General features: G+C 51.2%; 17 protein-coding genes. 11 read left to right on the forward strand and 6 right to left on the reverse strand.

Features of this window, described 5'->3' with window-relative positions; all coding sequences use genetic code 11:
• Nucleotides 1–35 precede the first annotated feature (35 nt).
• The 6 genes from rng to csrD all read right to left on the reverse strand — a co-directional run bounded on the left by rng (nucleotide 36) and on the right by csrD (nucleotide 7,177).
• On the reverse strand, nucleotides 36–1,505 hold the full coding sequence (rng, locus tag RAHAQ2_RS19785; RefSeq protein WP_013577287.1) for a ribonuclease G: 1,470 nt from the start codon (nucleotides 1,503–1,505) through the stop codon (nucleotides 36–38).
• Nucleotides 1,495–2,088, reverse strand: coding sequence for a Maf family protein (locus RAHAQ2_RS19790; protein ID WP_015698923.1), 594 nt, complete (start codon nucleotides 2,086–2,088; stop codon nucleotides 1,495–1,497). The genes rng and RAHAQ2_RS19790 overlap by 11 nt, the downstream gene beginning before the upstream one ends.
• A gap of 7 nt (nucleotides 2,089–2,095) precedes the next feature.
• Complete coding sequence (mreD, locus tag RAHAQ2_RS19795) at nucleotides 2,096–2,584, reverse strand: rod shape-determining protein MreD (RefSeq protein WP_013577289.1); 489 nt, start codon at nucleotides 2,582–2,584, stop codon at nucleotides 2,096–2,098.
• Nucleotides 2,581–3,588 (reverse strand): rod shape-determining protein MreC, encoded by a 1,008-nt coding sequence (gene mreC / locus RAHAQ2_RS19800; protein ID WP_015698924.1) that lies wholly within the window; start codon nucleotides 3,586–3,588, stop codon nucleotides 2,581–2,583. The genes mreD and mreC overlap by 4 nt, the downstream gene beginning before the upstream one ends.
• A 255-nt stretch (nucleotides 3,589–3,843) precedes the next feature.
• Nucleotides 3,844–4,887: a rod shape-determining protein MreB gene (mreB, locus tag RAHAQ2_RS19805; protein ID WP_013577291.1), complete on the reverse strand. Its 1,044-nt coding sequence runs from the start codon at nucleotides 4,885–4,887 to the stop codon at nucleotides 3,844–3,846.
• 355 nt (nucleotides 4,888–5,242) lie between these two features.
• Nucleotides 5,243–7,177, reverse strand: a complete 1,935-nt coding sequence (gene csrD / locus RAHAQ2_RS19810; protein ID WP_015698925.1) for an RNase E specificity factor CsrD — start codon at nucleotides 7,175–7,177, stop codon at nucleotides 5,243–5,245.
• A gap of 316 nt (nucleotides 7,178–7,493) precedes the next feature.
• Between csrD and msrP the strand changes: the two genes are divergently transcribed.
• The 11 genes from msrP to dusB all read left to right on the forward strand — a co-directional run bounded on the left by msrP (nucleotide 7,494) and on the right by dusB (nucleotide 18,736).
• Nucleotides 7,494–8,495 carry a protein-methionine-sulfoxide reductase catalytic subunit MsrP gene (msrP, locus tag RAHAQ2_RS19815; RefSeq protein ID WP_015698926.1) on the forward strand — a complete coding sequence of 334 codons (1,002 nt, stop codon included), beginning with the start codon at nucleotides 7,494–7,496 and terminating at the stop codon, nucleotides 8,493–8,495.
• An 18-nt stretch (nucleotides 8,496–8,513) separates the two neighbouring features.
• The gene (msrQ, locus tag RAHAQ2_RS19820; protein WP_015698927.1) at nucleotides 8,514–9,116 is read left to right on the forward strand and encodes a protein-methionine-sulfoxide reductase heme-binding subunit MsrQ; all 603 of its coding nucleotides are present in this window, start codon (nucleotides 8,514–8,516) and stop codon (nucleotides 9,114–9,116) included.
• Nucleotides 9,117–9,357: 241 nt separating this feature from the next.
• Entirely contained in the window at nucleotides 9,358–9,810 is a 453-nt protein-coding gene (aroQ, locus tag RAHAQ2_RS19825) for a type II 3-dehydroquinate dehydratase (RefSeq protein ID WP_015698928.1), read from the forward strand.
• 32 nt (nucleotides 9,811–9,842) lie between these two features.
• Nucleotides 9,843–10,307, forward strand: coding sequence for an acetyl-CoA carboxylase biotin carboxyl carrier protein (gene accB, locus RAHAQ2_RS19830; RefSeq protein WP_015698929.1), 465 nt, complete (start codon nucleotides 9,843–9,845; stop codon nucleotides 10,305–10,307).
• Nucleotides 10,308–10,318: 11 nt separating this feature from the next.
• Complete coding sequence (gene accC, locus RAHAQ2_RS19835) at nucleotides 10,319–11,668, forward strand: acetyl-CoA carboxylase biotin carboxylase subunit (RefSeq protein WP_015698930.1); 1,350 nt, start codon at nucleotides 10,319–10,321, stop codon at nucleotides 11,666–11,668.
• A gap of 164 nt (nucleotides 11,669–11,832) precedes the next feature.
• Nucleotides 11,833–13,776 carry a M60 family metallopeptidase gene (locus RAHAQ2_RS19840; RefSeq protein ID WP_015698931.1) on the forward strand — a complete coding sequence of 648 codons (1,944 nt, stop codon included), beginning with the start codon at nucleotides 11,833–11,835 and terminating at the stop codon, nucleotides 13,774–13,776.
• 97 nt (nucleotides 13,777–13,873) lie between these two features.
• Nucleotides 13,874–14,116, forward strand: coding sequence for a YhdT family protein (locus tag RAHAQ2_RS19845; RefSeq protein ID WP_015698932.1), 243 nt, complete (start codon nucleotides 13,874–13,876; stop codon nucleotides 14,114–14,116).
• Nucleotides 14,106–15,551, forward strand: coding sequence for a sodium/pantothenate symporter (panF, locus tag RAHAQ2_RS19850; protein WP_015698933.1), 1,446 nt, complete (start codon nucleotides 14,106–14,108; stop codon nucleotides 15,549–15,551). The genes RAHAQ2_RS19845 and panF overlap by 11 nt, the downstream gene beginning before the upstream one ends.
• A 43-nt stretch (nucleotides 15,552–15,594) precedes the next feature.
• Complete coding sequence (gene prmA, locus RAHAQ2_RS19855) at nucleotides 15,595–16,479, forward strand: 50S ribosomal protein L11 methyltransferase (protein WP_015698934.1); 885 nt, start codon at nucleotides 15,595–15,597, stop codon at nucleotides 16,477–16,479.
• A gap of 147 nt (nucleotides 16,480–16,626) precedes the next feature.
• Nucleotides 16,627–17,382 (forward strand): carbonic anhydrase, encoded by a 756-nt coding sequence (locus RAHAQ2_RS19860; RefSeq protein WP_015698935.1) that lies wholly within the window; start codon nucleotides 16,627–16,629, stop codon nucleotides 17,380–17,382.
• Nucleotides 17,383–17,770: 388 nt separating this feature from the next.
• Nucleotides 17,771–18,736: a tRNA dihydrouridine synthase DusB gene (dusB, locus tag RAHAQ2_RS19865; RefSeq protein ID WP_015698936.1), complete on the forward strand. Its 966-nt coding sequence runs from the start codon at nucleotides 17,771–17,773 to the stop codon at nucleotides 18,734–18,736.
• Nucleotides 18,737–18,754: the final 18 nt, after the last annotated feature.

The following is an 18,754-nucleotide window of genomic DNA, read 5'->3' on the forward strand; positions in this document are numbered from 1 at the left end:
TAACTTCCTGATGCTTCAGACGAATAGCCATCGGATCACATCATGACGACATCGAACTGTTCCTGACTGTACAGCGGCTCGATCTGCACTTTCACCTGCTTGCCGACGAAAATTTCCACTTCGGCCAGTGCATGGGATTCTTCTCCCTTGAGCGCTTCCCCTACTGCGGCAGACGCGTAAACCAGGAAACGATCAGAATCGTAGGCATGATGTACACGCACGATTTCACGCAGAATTTCATAGCAGACGGTTTCCACGGTTTTCACCGTGCCGCGTGCATGACAGGTCGGACAATCGCTGCACAGCACATGTTCGACGCTTTCGCGGGTACGTTTGCGGGTCATTTCCACCAGACCGAGCGCGGAGAAACCGTGAATGCCGGTTTTCACGCGGTCTTTCGACAGCGCCTGCTCAAGACTGTGCAACACGCGACGGCGGTGATCTTCATTGGACATATCAATGAAGTCGATGATGATAATGCCGCCGAGATTGCGCAATCGCAGCTGACGGGCAATGGCCTGCGTCGCTTCGGTGTTGGTGTTAAAAATAGTGTCTTCCAGATTGCGATGACCAACAAACGCACCGGTATTAATATCCACGGTGGTCATGGCTTCGGTCTGGTCGATAATCAGATAACCGCCGGACTTGAGTTCCACCTTGCGCTCAAGGGCACGCTGGATTTCGTTCTCCACATCGAACAGATCGAAAATAGGCTGCTTGCCGCTGTAATGCTCCAGCTTACTGGTCATTTCAGGCATGTATTCGCTGGTAAATTCGACCAGCAATTCATACGTCAGACGGGAGTCAACGCGGATACGGTCCAGTGCTTCACCGGCAAAATCACGCAGTACGCGGTGCGCCAGCGCCAGCTCACCATACAGCTTGCACTTGGTTTTGTTGCGACGCTTGCGCTCCATCACCTTGGTCCACAAGCGTTTCAGGTAGGCCGCATCTTGTTTGAGTTCTTCTTCGCCCACACCTTCGGCTGCGGTACGAATAATATAGCCACCATGCTCATCACAATATTCAGAAACGATACGTTTGAGACGATCACGCTCAGCTTCGCTTTCGATACGCTGCGAAACACCCACGTGTGACGCACCGGGCATGAACACCAGATAGCGGGAAGGCAACGTAATGTCTGTCGTCAGGCGTGCGCCCTTGGTGCCAAGCGGATCTTTCACCACCTGCACCATCAGATCCTGGCCCTGATGCACCAGTTCTGCGATGTCACGCACGTGGAAATTTTTCTGTTCGTCACGCGCCACACATTCAGTGTGCGGCATGATGTCTGAAGCATGTAAAAACGCGGCTTTTTCAAGACCGATATCAACAAATGCGGCCTGCATACCCGGCAGAACACGGCTGATACGCCCTTTATAAATGTTGCCGGCAATCCCGCGCTTGGTCTCGCGCTCAATATGGATTTCCTGCAGAATGCCACCGTCAATGTAAGCCACGCGGGTTTCAGACGGGGTGACATTGACCAGTAATTCAGCTGTCATGTTTTCTCCTAAGCTCGCGTAAGGCAGAAAATTCATTAAACAGTTCCTGAGTTTCCACTAAAGGAAGGCCCACAACTGCATAGTAACTGCCACGAATTTCACGGACGAAACAACCGCCCTTTCCCTGAATACCATAAGCGCCCGCTTTATCCATGGGCTCACCGCTCAGAATATAATGTGCAATATCGTCGCAGGATAGTGAACGGAAGGTGACATCGGTCACAACCAACGTATTGAGGCATTCCTGCCTGTCAGCAAACGCAATGGCGGTCATCACCTGATGCTGTTTTCCAGACAATGCCTTCAGCATAACAGCGGCTTGCGCTTGGTCACGTGGCTTTTCCAACACTTTACCGTCGAGGACCACAATCGTATCTGCGCCAAGCACCGGCAAATCCTCTGCCGCGACCGCCACACCGGCCTGCGCTTTATCTTTCGCCAGCCGTAAAACATAATCTTGCGGGGCTTCGTCAGGCTGACGCTCTTCTGCAACTTCAGTCACCAGACGCTCGAAAGGCAGTTCCAGCAAGGCCAGTAATTCACGGCGACGTGGTGACCCGGAAGCCAGATAAAGTGCGGTCATAACATCCTCATTGCACAGCAAACTGACGACGAATTTTACGCATCAGCAGAAACAGCCATGGCCACAGCACACCGTCGACCACACTGCTCCAGAAAACTTCAGGCCGGAACGACACGTTGACGACCAGGAATTCCCCCCAGAACACCATCACGTCCACGGCCAGCGAAAGCACCATGACAATCAGCGCTTGTTGCCACAGAGCCAGATTACGGAATAACTGGAATTTGAACGCGACCAGGTAGGCGGTAATGGCAAAGGCCAGCGCGCGGATACCCAGGGTCGATCCCAGGATCAGGTCCATGATAAACCCGACAACAAAACCGGTACCCACATTGACGCGATGCGGTAATGCCATCACCCAGTAAATCAGGATCAGCATCAGCCATGACGGCCTGAACATATAAATCTGTTCAGGCCACGGCATCACCTGCAATAACATGGCTATTAAGAAGGATAGCCAAATAATCCAGCGTCCGTGGCTCCGGTAGCTGTTCATTGCGTCGCTCCCTGAACAGCAGGCGTGCTGACGGGTGCAGTCACTGTTCCGGTTGCCGGAGGAGGGACAGGGGCCGGTGGCCCCATATCTCCCGGAGGTGGCAACACTTGCGGCATCATTTGCATCAGGCGTTCATTGGCCACGCGATGCACTTCATCCGGGGGTAAAGGATGCTCGCCATTACGGTCAGAACCCCACAACAATAGCAGGTAACGCAGACGTTGAAGACCGGCGGTCGGACGCGCCTGAATCACGGTATACGCACGCTGATTATCGACTTTTACCGAAGATACAACGCCGACCGGATAACCTTCAGGGAAACGCCCTCCCAGACCTGACGTCACCAATACATCACCGACACGAATATCGGTGTTGCTTGGCAGATGCTCAAGCTGCAAGTCATCAGCACAGCCGCTGCCGGCAGCGATAACGCGGATATCATTACGCAGCACCTGGATCGGCAATGCATGAGAAGCATCACAAATCAGCAGCACACGACTGGTCAGCGCGGCAACGGCAACAACCTGGCCGACGACCCCTTTATCGCTGATGACGGGTTGCCCGATATACACACCGTTGTTGCTGCCTTTGTCGATGACGATCTGATCGCTGTAAGGGTCATTGCTGGTGGAGAGAACCTGCGTCACCATTTTGTGCTCGTCCTGACGCAACGGTGATCCCAGCAGTTCGCGCAAGCGAGCATTTTCTTGTTTGTATTGGCCAAGCAGCATCAGGTCGCTGTTTTTCAGTAACAATTCCTGACGCAAAGCGCGGTTTTCAAGTTCCAGCTGGCCACGGGTGGCAAAAGTAGAGGAGACCTGATCTAAGAATTCACGCGGGGCATTGGACAAAAAATAGAAGGGACTGACGGCAGTATCCATATAGGTGCGGATTTTAACAAACGTACCTATTTTACTGTCGGCAACAATCAGGACAATGGCCGTGAGAATAGCCAAAAAAAGTCGCAGTTGCAGGGAAGGTCCCCTGCTAAAAATTGGCTTCATAAAATGTGCGAGTTCCTCGGCAACAGAAGGTTTCAGCCAGTCGAAGTAAAGACTTCACCTGACAGAAAAGGCGGCAATCTCATGGGATAGCCAAAACACTGGCAGAGCTTTATCGCTCAGCCAGTGTTTGCGCGGATCCACATTGAACACTGCACACTTCACGTTGCAGGTTTTACCTGACGGACAACCACCTTCCCGGGCAGACTATTCTTGCTTGCAACAAGACGTGCTTCAATCAGCAAGTCTTCGCTGAGATTACTCTTCGCTGAATAAGTCGCCGCCGTGCATGTCGATCATTTCTAATGCTTTACCACCGCCACGGGCGACGCAGGTCAGTGGATCTTCTGCGACAACAACAGGAATACCCGTTTCTTCCATCAGCAGACGATCAAGGTTACGCAGTAATGCGCCACCGCCGGTCAGCACCATGCCGCGCTCGGAGATGTCGGAAGCCAGTTCTGGCGGACACTGTTCCAGTGCAACCATCACCGCGCTTACGATACCGGTTAGCGGCTCTTGCAACGCTTCCAGAATTTCGTTGGAGTTCAGCGTGAAACCACGTGGAACACCTTCAGCCAGATTACGACCGCGCACTTCGATTTCATGCACTTCATCACCCGGATAGGCGGAACCGATGCTGTGTTTAATACGCTCAGCAGTGGCTTCACCGATCAGTGAGCCATAATTACGGCGTACGTAATTAATGATAGCTTCGTCGAAACGATCGCCACCAATACGCACAGAAGAGGAATACACCACGCCGTTCAGGGAGATCACGGCAACTTCTGTAGTCCCCCCACCGATATCCACCACCATTGAACCGGTCGCTTCGGATACCGGCAGGCCTGCACCGATTGCCGCAGCCATCGGTTCTTCAATCAGGAACACTTCACGCGCGCCTGCACCTTGTGCAGATTCACGAATAGCACGGCGTTCAACCTGAGTTGCACCGACGGGTACACATACCAGCACACGCGGGCTTGGGCGCATGAAGCTGTTGCTGTGAACTTGCTTGATGAAGTGTTGCAGCATTTTCTCCGTCACGAAGAAGTCAGCAATAACGCCGTCTTTCATTGGACGAATAGCAGCAATATTGCCAGGAGTACGACCCAGCATCTGTTTCGCGTCGTGACCAACAGCAGCAACGCTTTTAGGTGAACCAGCACGATCCTGACGAATAGCCACAACTGATGGCTCATTCAGCACGATGCCTTGTCCTTTTACATAAATGAGGGTATTGGCGGTACCCAGGTCGATGGACAAGTCGTTGGAAAACATGCCACGAAATTTCTTAAACATAACGAAGGGATAATCCTGCTAGCTGGGGGCGGAAAATAAAATCCGCCTACTTTACCAACCACGCGAAGCAGCGACAAGGCGCAAAAACGTCCTGCTTCCGTGAAAATTGTCCGTGATGTCGCTATTCACTTGCTGTGACTTTTTGAGGCTGATGGCACTGCGAAATAATTGTGTCTCGCAGGCTCGGTTTACCTCGGGCAGGCACCCAGGCGAAGTAGCAACACCACACATAAATTCTTACACTTTTACCAACATCTTCCATCCATCTGCGGTCTGAGCACAAACACCGGATACCAGACAAGGGCGTAGGTCAAAAGCTGGCTCATTCTACGTTAAATAATGCATTAACGGTCACTTAAACATCGCGGTTGTGTGAATATTTTTTACCGACCGGTTCAACAGGCTCCGGACCGGCAAAAAAATCGCCCTGCCCGCCGTGGATCCCGCTTTTCAGCAGAACGGTCCACTCCTCTTTTGTCCGCACACCGGAGGCAAATACCAGTGCCTGAGTCCCTTCACATGCACTGAGTAAACTTTGAACAAAGAGTTGATTCTCAACCCTTTTATTAATATCACGCACTAACCCCGGATGAAGCTTAACTCTCTCCACGGGGAAAGTTTTCAGGTAAGAGGTGCTGACCACCGTCAGCCCGGCCTGTGAAACTGCCAGGCGACAGCCCAAACCCTGCAACAATCTGATGGCCGGGCGCAGACGGTCGGTATGTTGACAGAGGTCTGCCTCCGCAAGTTCAATCAAAATTCGATTTCGTTGTGCTCTTTCGCATTGCAGCAAGGTATCGCGTAACCAGCGAACAAATGAGCGCTGCAATAATGAATCAACCGTCAGGTGAAATGCCAACGTTTCGTCCGGCCAGCGGTTAAGTAACGGAATAATCTGACTTAACATCACCCGGTCGAAGCTTTGTGATAATCCGAACTGAACCACCAGCGGAATAAACTCTGCAGCCAGCAATTCCTGTTCACCGTCGAAGACACGCCGCTGCAATTCACGATGATCCGGTTTGTTGTCCCTTGTAAACGCCGGTTTCTGATAAAGACGCGGGCCGCCGCGCGCCAGCGTATTCTCAAGCAATGTCCGCCAGCGCACACTGCCACGCCCTTTTTCCGGCACATTTTTATCGTAGATAAACCAGCTGTTGCTTCCCTGGAATGCCGCATGACGCGTCGCCTGCCCGGCCATGTCCATCACCTGATCCGGCGTCTGACCGAAACGGTAGGCGCTGATGCCGATGTACATCAGCGCATCGCGGTCGATCAGCGACGAGGTTGGCAGGACGCCGAGCGCATTGACTAACTGTGAGGCCATCACCTCCGCTTCCTTTAAGGTGCGGTGTGGCAACAGCACGGCAAAATCACTGTGGAAATAACGTGCCAGCAGTGCATCAACATGGCGCATCACGAACGTCGATAACAAATTCACCATCGCCGAACGCAGTTCTTCGACCACTGCCTGACCATGCGTTTCGCGCATGGTGTCGAAATCCGGCAAGCGCAGTAACATCAGCACGCCGTGCGCGCCCTTTTCTTCCAGTTGCGTCGCAAGCTGATTGTCAAAGAACAGGCGGTTACTGAGGCCGGTTTGCGCATCCTGTTGAGCATAAGCGCGGATCAGGGTATCCACGCGACTGCGCTGCTCGCGTGCTTCATTGAGATCCGTCAGCAGACGATCTATTGCACTGCTGGCAGAATGAGGCCATTCGCCCACATTACCGGCCAGTCCTTCGCGTTCGCCACGCAATATTCTGATCGCGCGGTCTTCCAGCTTTTCCACGCCGTCCGTTTCCTGACGTAACCAGCGAAAACTCAGCAGCAGCATAGCGAGCATGACCAGAATGGCGATCCCAATCGTGAACGTCGAACGCAGGGAACGAATGTAACTGCTGACCGGATCAACATAGGAAATGTGCAGCGACATGGCGTGGTTTTGCATCAGCGGAATAACAGCAGTGTCATATTCCGGCATCACGCTGTCCCACGAACGGTGTAAATCCGGACGCTCGTGGTATTCAAAAACAGTGGTGTCATTCAGTTTAACGTCGATATCCGTGATATCGAGCATACGCATGGCCTGAGGCATCCAGCGCTGGGCTTCTGCGGGGGTGTGCGTCAGTAACGCCTGATCATAGGTCGTGGCAAGCGCCTGAAGATGTTGTTCGGTATCTTGTTTGTTCAGATAGATAAAGCTGAAAGTGACGCCAAGCAACATCAGTAACATTGCCAGCGCGACTAACATCGTCATCAGTGCCGATAGTCTGGTAGTAAATCGCATCCCTGTGCCTTACTCGCTACGGTGAGGGGGAAACAAACCCGTTCTCTGAGCCTGCTATGAAAAAACGCCGCTACTATAAAACAGAAAAACACGATGAAAGGAGAAATTTACCAAAGAGACCTTTGCTTACATTCATAGCATAGCAACCCAACGCCCCATCAATTCATAATTCTTATACAAACGATAAACGCGGCCGCCTTTCTCTGCCACAAAACGCGGAATTTTAGGACGACGTCTCGCAAAGCGGTCAGTTTCACGCCATGCTCTGTCTATAACCATAATAATGAATCATAAAATGAGAATGCCGGAGAATGCTATGTTCAAACCCCGCAAACTGACCGAAGCAGACGTCACACCCGAAAGTATTTTTTATGACCGCCGCAAAGTTTTACAGGCACTGGGGATCAGTGCTGCGGCACTCGCTGTCCCCCAAAACGCACGTGCAGATATCCTTTCCTGGTTCAAAGGTCATGACCGCCCTGCCGCGCCCGCCGGTAAACCACTGGATTTCACCAAACCTGCGGCGTATCAAAATGACCTGACGCTGACACCCGAGGACAAAGTTTCCGGCTACAACAATTTTTATGAATTCGGGCTGGATAAAGCCGATCCGGCCGCCAATGCAGGGCAACTGGTCACGTCACCGTGGACGTTAAAAATAGAAGGCGAAGTCGCTAAACCGATGACGCTGGATATGGACGACATCATGAAGCGCTTCCCGCTTGAGCAACGTATCTACCGGATGCGCTGCGTCGAAGCCTGGTCGATGGTGGTGCCGTGGGTGGGTTTCCAACTGAGTGAAATTCTCAAACTTGCCGAACCGACCAGCAACGCGCGTTATGTCGCGTTCACGACCTTATATGATCCGCAACATATGCCGGGGCAGAAAGACCGCTTTATCGGCGGCGGGCTGGATTACCCTTATGTAGAAGGGCTACGTATAGATGAAGCGATGAATCCGCTGGCCATGCTGACTGTGGGTGTTTACGGCAAAGCGCTTCCGCCACAAAACGGCGCGCCAATCCGTCTGACCATTCCGTGGAAATATGGCTTCAAAGGCATTAAATCCATCGTAAACATCAAATTCACCAAAGATGAGCCGCCGACAACCTGGAACCAGATTGCCTCCAACGAATACGGGTTTTATGCCAACGTGAACCCACATGTGGATCACCCGCGCTGGTCGCAGGCGACGGAACGTTTTATCGGTTCCGGCGGGTTACTCGACGTGCAGCGCCAGCCGACCCTGCTGTTCAATGGTTATGCCGACCAGGTGGCATCGATGTATCACGGTATGGATTTACGTAAGTTCTATTAAGGAAGAGGCCGTTCAGCTATGCGTCGTTTAAGCCCTGCCCATATTATCTGGCTGAAGGTGATCATTTACCTGGCCGCCATTTTGCCCTTTTTCTGGCTGATACTTTCCATCAATCAGGGCTGGTTCAGCGCCGATCCGGCAAAAGATATTCAGCATTTTACCGGTAGGATGACTCTGAAATTTTTGCTGGTAACGTTACTGGTCACACCCGTCGCGCGCTATGGCAAACAACCGTTGCTGATCCGCACCCGTCGTTTGCTGGGGTTATGGTGTTTTGCGTGGGGAACCCTGCATCTTCTCAGCTATTCATTCCTCGAACTGGGGATCAACAATATCCGCCTGCTGGGGAGTGAACTGATATCGCGCCCGTATCTCACACTTGGCATTATCTGCTGGATCCTGCTGTTAGCACTGGCCTGCACGTCAACACTGTGGGCGCAACGCAAAATGGGATCAACGTGGCAGAAGTTGCATAACGCCATTTATCTCATCGCCATACTTGCGCCGATCCACTACCTTTGGTCGGTAAAAGTGTTGTCGCCACAACCGATCATCTACGCAACACTTGCCATCATCTTGCTGGCATTCCGCTATAAAAAATTCCGCCAGTGGCTGCGATAAGCTGTGGAACTATTATGGGTACTGCCCCTCATAATATCGACAATCGCACGCCCGCTGACCAGCCGAGGGTTGATTATCTTCGCTGATAAGACCAGTATTTAGCTGCGAATTGCCACGATATCATTATAATGCCCGACCTCATGCCGAAGAGACGGGCCAATTTGCCGCGAAACAGGTGACAAATCGGTGACATCAGGGTATTTTCTACAATCTTTGTCTAATTGCCGGAGATAGGCTCACAATGGCGCATAAGTTTGACATTTTGCTACTGAACGGTCCTAACCTGAATCTGTTAGGTACCCGTGAGCCTGAAACGTACGGACACACCACGCTCAACGATATTGTTAAAGGTTTGGAAGTTCAGGCTGCCGCTGCCGATGTGGCACTGAGCCATCTGCAATCCAACGCAGAACATGTCCTGATTGAACGTATTCATCAGGCACGCGGAAACATCGATTTTATTCTGATCAACCCCGCGGCCTTTACCCATACCAGCGTGGCGCTGCGCGATGCATTACTGGGGGTGTCGATTCCGTTTATCGAGATCCATCTGTCGAATGTACATGCCCGCGAAGCGTTCCGGCATCATTCCTATCTTTCCGACATCGCAGTGGGCGTTATTTGCGGACTTGGCGCAGATGGCTACCACTTTGCATTACAGGCAGCGGTTAACCGCTTGTCAAAAACCCACTAATTTCTACGCAAAAAGAGTACGGAATCACACCCATGGATATTCGTAAAATTAAAAAACTGATCGAACTGGTTGAAGAATCAGGTATTTCTGAACTGGAAATTTCTGAAGGTGAAGAGTCAGTTCGTATCAGCCGTGCTGCACCTGCGCAGGCTTATCCTATGATGCAACAGGCTTATGCTATGCCTGTCCAACAACAGCCAGGCCTGGCTGCTGCGGTTGCGCCAGTGGCTGCACCAGCAGAAGCAGCTCCTGCTGCAATCAGCGGCCATATCGTTCGCTCACCGATGGTAGGCACCTTCTACCGTACGCCAAGCCCGGACGCTAAAGCCTTCATCGAAGTGGGTCAGAAAGTGAACGCCGGCGATACCCTGTGTATCGTTGAAGCGATGAAAATGATGAACCAAATCGAAGCAGACAAATCCGGCGTTGTTAAAGCAATTCTGGTAGAAAGCGGCCAACCGGTTGAATTCGACGAGCCGCTGGTCGTCATCGAATAACGAGGCGTACCATGGTAGATAAAATTGTTATCGCGAACCGCGGCGAGATTGCTCTGCGTATTTTGCGTGCCTGTAAAGAAATGGGCATCAAAACCGTTGCTGTACACTCCACCGCTGACCGTGACCTGAAACACGTGCTGCTGGCAGACGAAACCGTCTGTATCGGTCCTGCACCTTCAGTAAAAAGCTATCTGAACATCCCTGCCATCATCGCTGCGGCGGAAATCACGGGCGCGGTGGCTATCCACCCGGGCTACGGTTTCCTGTCCGAGAATGCCGATTTTGCAGAACAGGTTGAGCGTTCTGGTTTTATCTTCATCGGCCCGAAAGCTGAAACTATCCGCCTGATGGGTGACAAAGTTTCTGCGATCCACGCGATGAAAGCAGCGGGCGTACCTTGTGTACCCGGCTCTGACGGCCCGCTGGGCGATGATATGGATCAAAACCGTGCTTTCGCAAAACGCATCGGCTATCCGGTCATTATCAAAGCTTCTGGCGGCGGCGGCGGTCGTGGTATGCGTGTTGTACGCAGCGACAAAGACCTCGAGCAGTCCATCAACATGACCCGTGCGGAAGCCAAAGCGGCTTTCAACAACGACATGGTTTACATGGAAAAATACCTGGAAAATCCACGTCACGTGGAAATTCAGGTACTGGCTGATGGTCAGGGTAACGCGGTTTATCTGGCTGAACGTGACTGCTCCATGCAGCGTCGTCACCAGAAAGTCGTCGAAGAAGCGCCAGCACCGGGCATTACGGAAGATCTTCGTCGTTTCATCGGCGAACGTTGCGCCAAAGCCTGTGTGGATATCGGCTACCGTGGTGCAGGTACTTTCGAGTTCCTGTACGAAAACGGCGAGTTCTTCTTCATCGAAATGAACACCCGTATCCAGGTTGAGCATCCGGTTACCGAGATGATCACCGGCGTGGATTTGATCAAAGAGCAGTTGCGCATTGCCTCCGGCCAGCCACTGTCGATCAAACAAAGCGAAGTGAAAGTCAAAGGCCATGCGGTGGAATGCCGTATTAACGCGGAAGACCCAAACACCTTCCTGCCAAGCCCGGGCAAAATCACCCGCTTCCACGCACCTGGCGGCTTCGGTGTTCGTTGGGAATCACATATTTACGCGGGCTATACAGTGCCTCCGTACTACGATTCCATGATCGGTAAACTGATCACTTACGGTGAAACCCGTGAAGTGGCGATTGCCCGCATGAAAAATGCGCTGGCAGAGTTGATCATCGACGGCATCAAAACCAACATTGAACTGCAAATGCGCATTATGAACGACGAGAATTTCGAGCACGGTGGAACTAACATCCACTATCTGGAGAAAAAACTCGGTTTGCAGGAAAAATAAAATCTATGACAACCTCAGCCAATATTGGCTGAGGTTTTTTATACAGAATTATTGATTTAAATAATACATAACGCCAATTCCCTCACCTGAATCTATAATTATATTAGCCGATTTTTTTGTTATTCTTCTTCCGGTTTTTTACATCACAAGGAAGATTAACCTCTATGAAACCATTATTCTATAAAGCCATATTATCTTTGGCTATTGGCTTAAGTTTTTCCACCACTGCAAACGAAATAACGCATTATGACATATCGCCAGACGGAGCAAAGGTAGAAATCATATATCCAAAATATGCCTGGTGGAATGAGTATAAAAACAACGAAGGATTTGAAGAAGCACTCATTGAAATAGGCACCAGCATCGATGATTTAAATCATAACATAGATAAGTCAGTAGCCAGGGGGGAGAATGTTAACGACGCATTATTCTGGCTAAAAAGAAGCTTCGAGATATACCCTGTTCAAAATAAGAATAAATACAACATTCCTGTAACAGAAATTCATGAACAGGGAAGAAACAGAACGGGTGCACATGGGAGAAATAGCTATTTCCTGACCCGAGATTTCGTGGCCAAAGGCCAAAGCATTAAACTTATGGTAGGTGAGATACCGGCGGGCGTGGCATGTTCTATTGCAACCGGAGTAAACTTTGACCAAAAAGATCTGATGCCTGATGCTCAGACCCTCATAGGTTCTTCTGTTAATACTTATCAATCCAATGAGGAAGGTACTATATTAATAGGGTGCACTGATGAAGATATTCAGATGCCAAACGTTGACAAGTTCATTAATATTGAAATCCTTGAAGGTGGCACAAAACAATCCTTCTTTATTTTTGGACAAAGTTCACAAGCGGACTGGAGAACATTAAGTCAGAGTAATGCAAAATCAGGTCAGATATTTATGTTCACGGGCCGTTCCCGAATGAATGTAAAAATGGCGACGGCAAAAAAATCGACGGATACGAATATGGTTCATTCAATGAGCCAATATCTGACAATGACCATTAATGATGACATCATTAATGGTTTTGACGGCTCAGGGGCATTGAATCAACCATCACGTGGCCTCATCGTTGCAACCTATAATGATTGTTGTTTTGCCGATGGCGGCCAGGGCTTTACCGCGATAGGTTTCAACAGCACACTTAAAGATAATACTGACTGGGGCGACTGGCATGAATTTGGTCATCACAACCAGCAAGGCTGGTCGTGGTCAGCGTTAACTGAAGTGACCGTAAATCTCTACTCAATCGCTAACTGCACGCTTTTCCGCGGAGAGACTCCAGACCCGGTATGCCATACAAACAGTAATATTAAGGCATTAGACTGGAGCGCTTACTCGGTCGGAAACTTTATCACCTCCGGTGAGCATTATAATTTTGATAGTTCAGGTTCCAACACCGAATTTAAAAGAGCAACACTGTTCGCCCAGTTACTCTTCAGCTACCCTGAACTTTATCCGCAATTAGGTAAAGCTTTCCGTGAAGAATACAACTACGCCAAAAACCGCTCCAAATTCGATTCTTCTCAGGAGTTGAAAGATTGGTTTGTAGTCAATACCAGTAAATATTCTAAAAACGATCTGCGTGAGTTTTATGATCACTGGGGGCTCACCTATTCTTCGCAAGCCAGCGATACGGTGAATGCAATGAAACTGCCAAAACCTTATCAACCTGCACAAACACAGGAAATTACGCTAAACAGCGATTACTCATCAGCTTTTACTGACACATCAATGGTCGACCCGATTGCCAAAAACATGGGGTATGTTCTGCCCACGGCGGATCAAGGTCCGGCCTCATTAGTCTGGGTAGAAGCGGGCGACTCTCAATTTTACGTTGATGTGACTGATAACCAACAACGTGCGTTTAGAGTAAAACTTCACGGTAAGAAATCAGTCGGCATGTGTGGAAATAATACTTTAAACAGCGCGGCAAACTGCGTATCGGGTTCGACTAATTTCATCCGAATAGATTACAGAAAAGAAGATAATACAGCTCTTCCGGTTGGGACTTATCATGGCACAGCGCATATCCTGGGTCGGGACTGGCATCAGGCTAATTGGGCATCTGAAATAAAACTCAATCTTAATATCGTTAAATAACCTCCCTGCCAGGCGAATTCATCGCCTGGCAAATAATTACTGCGAAAAATGCCATAATCCGTAAAATCACCCCTTATTTTCGTTATACGGTGAACCTATGGATCAACGTTTCTTACAAGCTAACCGCGAAGCCCGCTGGGCCTTCGGGCTGACGATCGCCTATCTGCTGGCATGGGGCTGTGCGGCTTATATTCCTGACGATAAACAGGGCATCACCGGTCTGCCGCACTGGTTTGAAATGGCCTGTCTGCTGGTACCGCTGATTTTCGTTCTTTTAAGCTGGCTGATGGTCCGCGTGATTTATCGCGATATTCCGCTGGAGGACAGTGATGCAGACTGAAGTTTTATTACCGCTGATCGCCTATCTGCTGCTGGTGTTCGGGCTGTCAGTTTATGCTTACACCCGCCGCAAACAGGGCAACTTCCTGACCGAATATTTCCTCGGCAACCGCTCAATGGGCGGCTTCGTGCTGGCCATGACTCTCACCGCCACCTACATCAGCGCCAGCTCGTTTATCGGCGGTCCCGGTGCGGCGTACAAATTTGGCCTCGGCTGGGTATTACTGGCGATGATCCAGTTGCCTGCGGTCTGGCTTTCCCTGGGCGTACTGGGCAAGAAATTCGCCATTCTGGCGCGCCGTTATAACGCCGTCACGCTCAACGATATGCTGTTTGCGCGCTACCAGAGCCGTCTGCTGGTCTGGCTGGCAAGCCTGAGCCTGCTGGTGGCGTTTCTGGGCGCGATGACGGTTCAGTTCATCGGCGGCGCACGCCTGCTGGAAACGGCAGCGGGCATTCCTTACGACACCGGACTGCTGATTTTCGGCATCAGCATCGCGCTGTATACCGCATTTGGCGGCTTTCGTGCCAGCGTGCTCAATGACGCCATGCAGGGGCTGGTAATGCTGCTCGGCACCATTTTACTGCTGATCGCTGTCATTCATGCGGCGGGTGGCCTGCACAGCGCGGTGGATAAGCTCCAGCAAATCGACCCGAAACTGGTGTCCGTACATGGCGGAGATGACGTCCTTTCGCTGCCGTTTATGGCTTCTTTCTGGATTTTAGTGTGCTTTGGCGTGATTGGCCTGCCGCATACCGCCGTGCGTTGTATTTCCTACAAAGACAGCAAAGCGGTACACCATGGCATTGTGCTCGGCACGATTGTGGTCGCCGTGTTGATGCTGGGTATGCATCTGGCGGGTGCACTGGGACGTGCCGTATTGCCTGATCTGAAAATTCCCGATCAGGTGATCCCGACGCTGATGATCACCGTGCTGCCACCTTATGCCGCCGGTATCTTTCTTGCCGCGCCGATGGCCGCCATCATGTCGACTATCAACGCGCAGCTTTTGCAGTCATCTGCGACGATCGTTAAAGACTTATACCTCGGCATCAAGCCGGAACAACTGACCAACGAGCGCAAGTTAAAACGCTTCTCAAGCTGGGCCACCTTTGTACTGGGATTACTGGTTTTACTGGCCGCATGGCGTCCGCCGGAAATGATTATCTGGCTGAATCTGCTGGCGTTTGGCGGGCTGGAAGCGGTGTTCCTGTGGCCGCTGGTGCTCGGTTTGTACTGGGAGCGGGCGAACGCCACGGGCGCACTGAGCTCAATGATTGTTGGCGCAGTTTGTTATACCCTGCTTGCCAGTATTGACCTGCATATTGCCGGTCTGCATCCGATTGTGCCGTCGCTGCTGCTGAGCCTGCTGGCGTTTTATGTCGGCAATCAATTTGGCAAACCGCCACGCGAAACCGTACTCAAGCCGTCCTGACCGGGCGGCACTGATTTTACAGATTGTTAAGAAGAGAATGGCTATGCCTTGGATCCAACTGAAAATTAATACCACCGGTAACGACGCGGAAACGCTGAGCGACGCGCTTATCGAAAGTGGCGCCGTGTCTGTGACTTTCCAGGACACCCACGATAATCCGGTGTTCGAACCCCTGCCGGGCGAAACCTTGTTGTGGGGCGACACCGATGCCATCGGCTTGTACGATGCGGAAACCGACATGGCAGAAGTGATCGCCATGCTGGAGAACGAACCGTTGCTGGGCAAAGGTTTCGTGCACAAAATCGAGCAACTGGAAGATAAAGACTGGGAACGCGAATGGATGGATAACTTCCACCCGATGCGTTTTGGCGAGCGTTTGTGGATCTGTCCAAGCTGGCGCGATGTGCCGGATCCCAATGCCGTGAACGTGATGCTGGATCCGGGCCTGGCGTTTGGTACCGGCACGCATCCGACCACCGCGATGTGTCTGCAATGGCTCGACAGTCTGGATCTGACCGATAAGACGGTGATCGACTTCGGTTGCGGCTCCGGCATTCTGGCGATCGCCGCGCTGAAGCTGGGCGCAAAGCATGTGGTCGGGATCGACATCGATCCGCAGGCGATTCAGGCCAGCCGTGATAACGCCGAACGTAACGGTGTTTCAGAGCGTCTGTCGCTGTATCTGCCGCAAGACCAGCCTGAGAACCTGACAGCCGACGTGGTGGTCGCCAATATTCTGGCGGGTCCTTTGCGCGAACTGGCGCCACTGATCAGCGTGCTGCCGGTAACAGGTGGACATCTGGGGCTTTCCGGCGTACTGGCCAGTCAGGCACAGAGCGTGGCGGATGCCTATAAAGACAAGTTTGAACTGGATGCAGTGGCCGAGAAAGAAGAGTGGTGCCGCATTACCGGCGTTAAAAAAGCCTGATTTATGTTTCCCGCTTTTTCTGTTTGTGCAGAAAGAGCGGGTTTTCCCGCAAAATCCTTTTCCAGGCTTTTCTCATATTTCTCCTGCCGCACAAAACCCTTACACTTTGCGAGGTTTTTATTACTCAAAAAATGAAAGGGATAAATTTTGAAAGGAACAATACTGTCTGCCGCGCTGGCCGCACTGACATTGTCAGTTTTTGCACAACCCGCCTGCGCAAATGAAGCGCCACACTGGTCATATGATGGCGACGCCGCCCCGCAAAACTGGTCTAAACTCAGCCCTGACTTCCATCTGTGCGAACAGGGTAAAGCACAGTCGCCTATCGATATCAAAGATGCCTTACAGGTGCACCCCCGCCCGCTTAAGCTCAGCTACCAGTTACCGCCGGTGAGTGTCATTAATAACGGCCACAGCGTGCAGGTGAATGTGCAACAGGGTGATTTTGCTACGCTCGACGGGGAAAGATTCGTCCTGCAACAATTCCATTTCCATTCCCCGAGTGAAAATACCCTCAACGGTAAATCCTTCCCGATGGAAGCGCACTTTGTGCATATGGATGCGGACGGTGAGATTGCGGTGATCGCCGTGATGTTTGAAACCGGTCAGGCTAATCCCGAACTGGAAAAGATCTGGCAGCAAATGCCAGAAAAAGCAGGCGGCGAACCTGTCGCGCTAAAAGAGAAAGTCAGTCTTGACGGCCTGTTGCCAAAAAATCTGACCCATTACCGCTTCAGCGGTTCGCTGACTACGCCGCCTTGTACAGAAGGCGTTCGCTGGCTGGTCGTTAAACAGCCTCAGACGCTGTCTGCCGCCCAGTTGCAGAAATTCCAGCATGTCATGCATCATGCGAACAACCGTCCGGTACAAGGGTTGCATGGTCGCGTGGTAGTGGCAGAGTAATTCCGTCTTGCACATAAGGTGCAGAACCTGTTTCTGCATCTCTTTCTCTTGTTTGTTCACTTTTCTGAAAATGAGTCACTTTTTAACCAAAAGACGATCTGCATCACAGAATTTTGTGGTTGTTGCTGCTTAAAACGTCAGATCTCCCCTTAGAATCAACTGGTATAACCGGATGATTCAGAGAGTTATTAGGAATTTGCTCAAGCGCACAATTTGACCGAAGTCACATAACTCAATGTAAAACCAAGATAAAAAAACAAATCATCATGCACTTCAGCGCTGACAAGACATTTTCTTATCAAATTGCTCAAAGTTTGGCCTTTCATATCGCAGCGAAAATGCGTAATATACGCGCCCTTGCGGACATCAGTATGGTCATTCCTAGTTCATGCGCATCGGACACCACCAGCTTACAAATTGCCTGATTGCGGCCCCGATGGCCGGTATCACTGACCGACCATTTCGTGCCTTATGTCATGCGATGGGGGCTGGAATGGCAGTATCTGAAATGCTCTCCTCCAATCCGGAGGTGTGGCGGACGGATAAGTCACGTTTGCGCATGGTACATAACGATGAACCGGGGATCCGCGCCGTGCAAATTGCCGGTTGCGACCCCGAAGATATGGCGGCGGCTGCACGAATTAACGTGGAAAGCGGTGCGCAAATCATTGATATCAATATGGGCTGCCCGGCCAAGAAAGTGAACCGCAAACTGGCAGGTTCTGCATTACTGCAGTATCCGGATTTGGTTAAACAAATCCTCACTGCCGTTGTGAATGCGGTAGATGTGCCAGTCACGTTGAAAATTCGTACTGGTTGGGCACCGGAACACCGTAACTGTGTACAAATTGCCCAATTGGCTGAAGACTGTGGAATTCAGGCCCTGACTATTCATGGCCGAACCCGTGCCTGTCTCTTCAATGGAGAAGCAGAGTACGACAGTATTCGGACAGTTAAGCAGAGTGTTTCCATTCCGATTATCGCGAATGGGGACATAACTGACCCGCATAAAGCCAGAGCGGTGCTCGACTACACCGGAGCTGATGCTCTGATGATAGGACGTGCCGCTCAGGGGAGACCCTGGATCTTCCGGGAAATCCAGCATTATCTGGACACAGGGGAGCTGTTACCTCCACCTCCTATGGGTGAGGTTCAGCGCTTGTTAATAGGGCACGTACGGGAATTGCACGACTTTTACGGTCAAGGCAAGGGATTCCGTATCGCCCGTAAGCATGTTTCCTGGTATCTCCAGGAGCATGCCCCAAATGACCAGTTTCGGCGCTCCTTCAACGCCATAGAGGATGCCAGCGAACAGCTGGAGGCGTTGGAAGCATATTTCGAAAATCTTGCGTAACAAAAAAGAGCTGACAGA

The sequence above is a fragment of the Rahnella aquatilis CIP 78.65 = ATCC 33071 genome (genome assembly GCF_000241955.1).
Lineage (GTDB): Bacteria > Pseudomonadota > Gammaproteobacteria > Enterobacterales > Enterobacteriaceae > Rahnella > Rahnella aquatilis.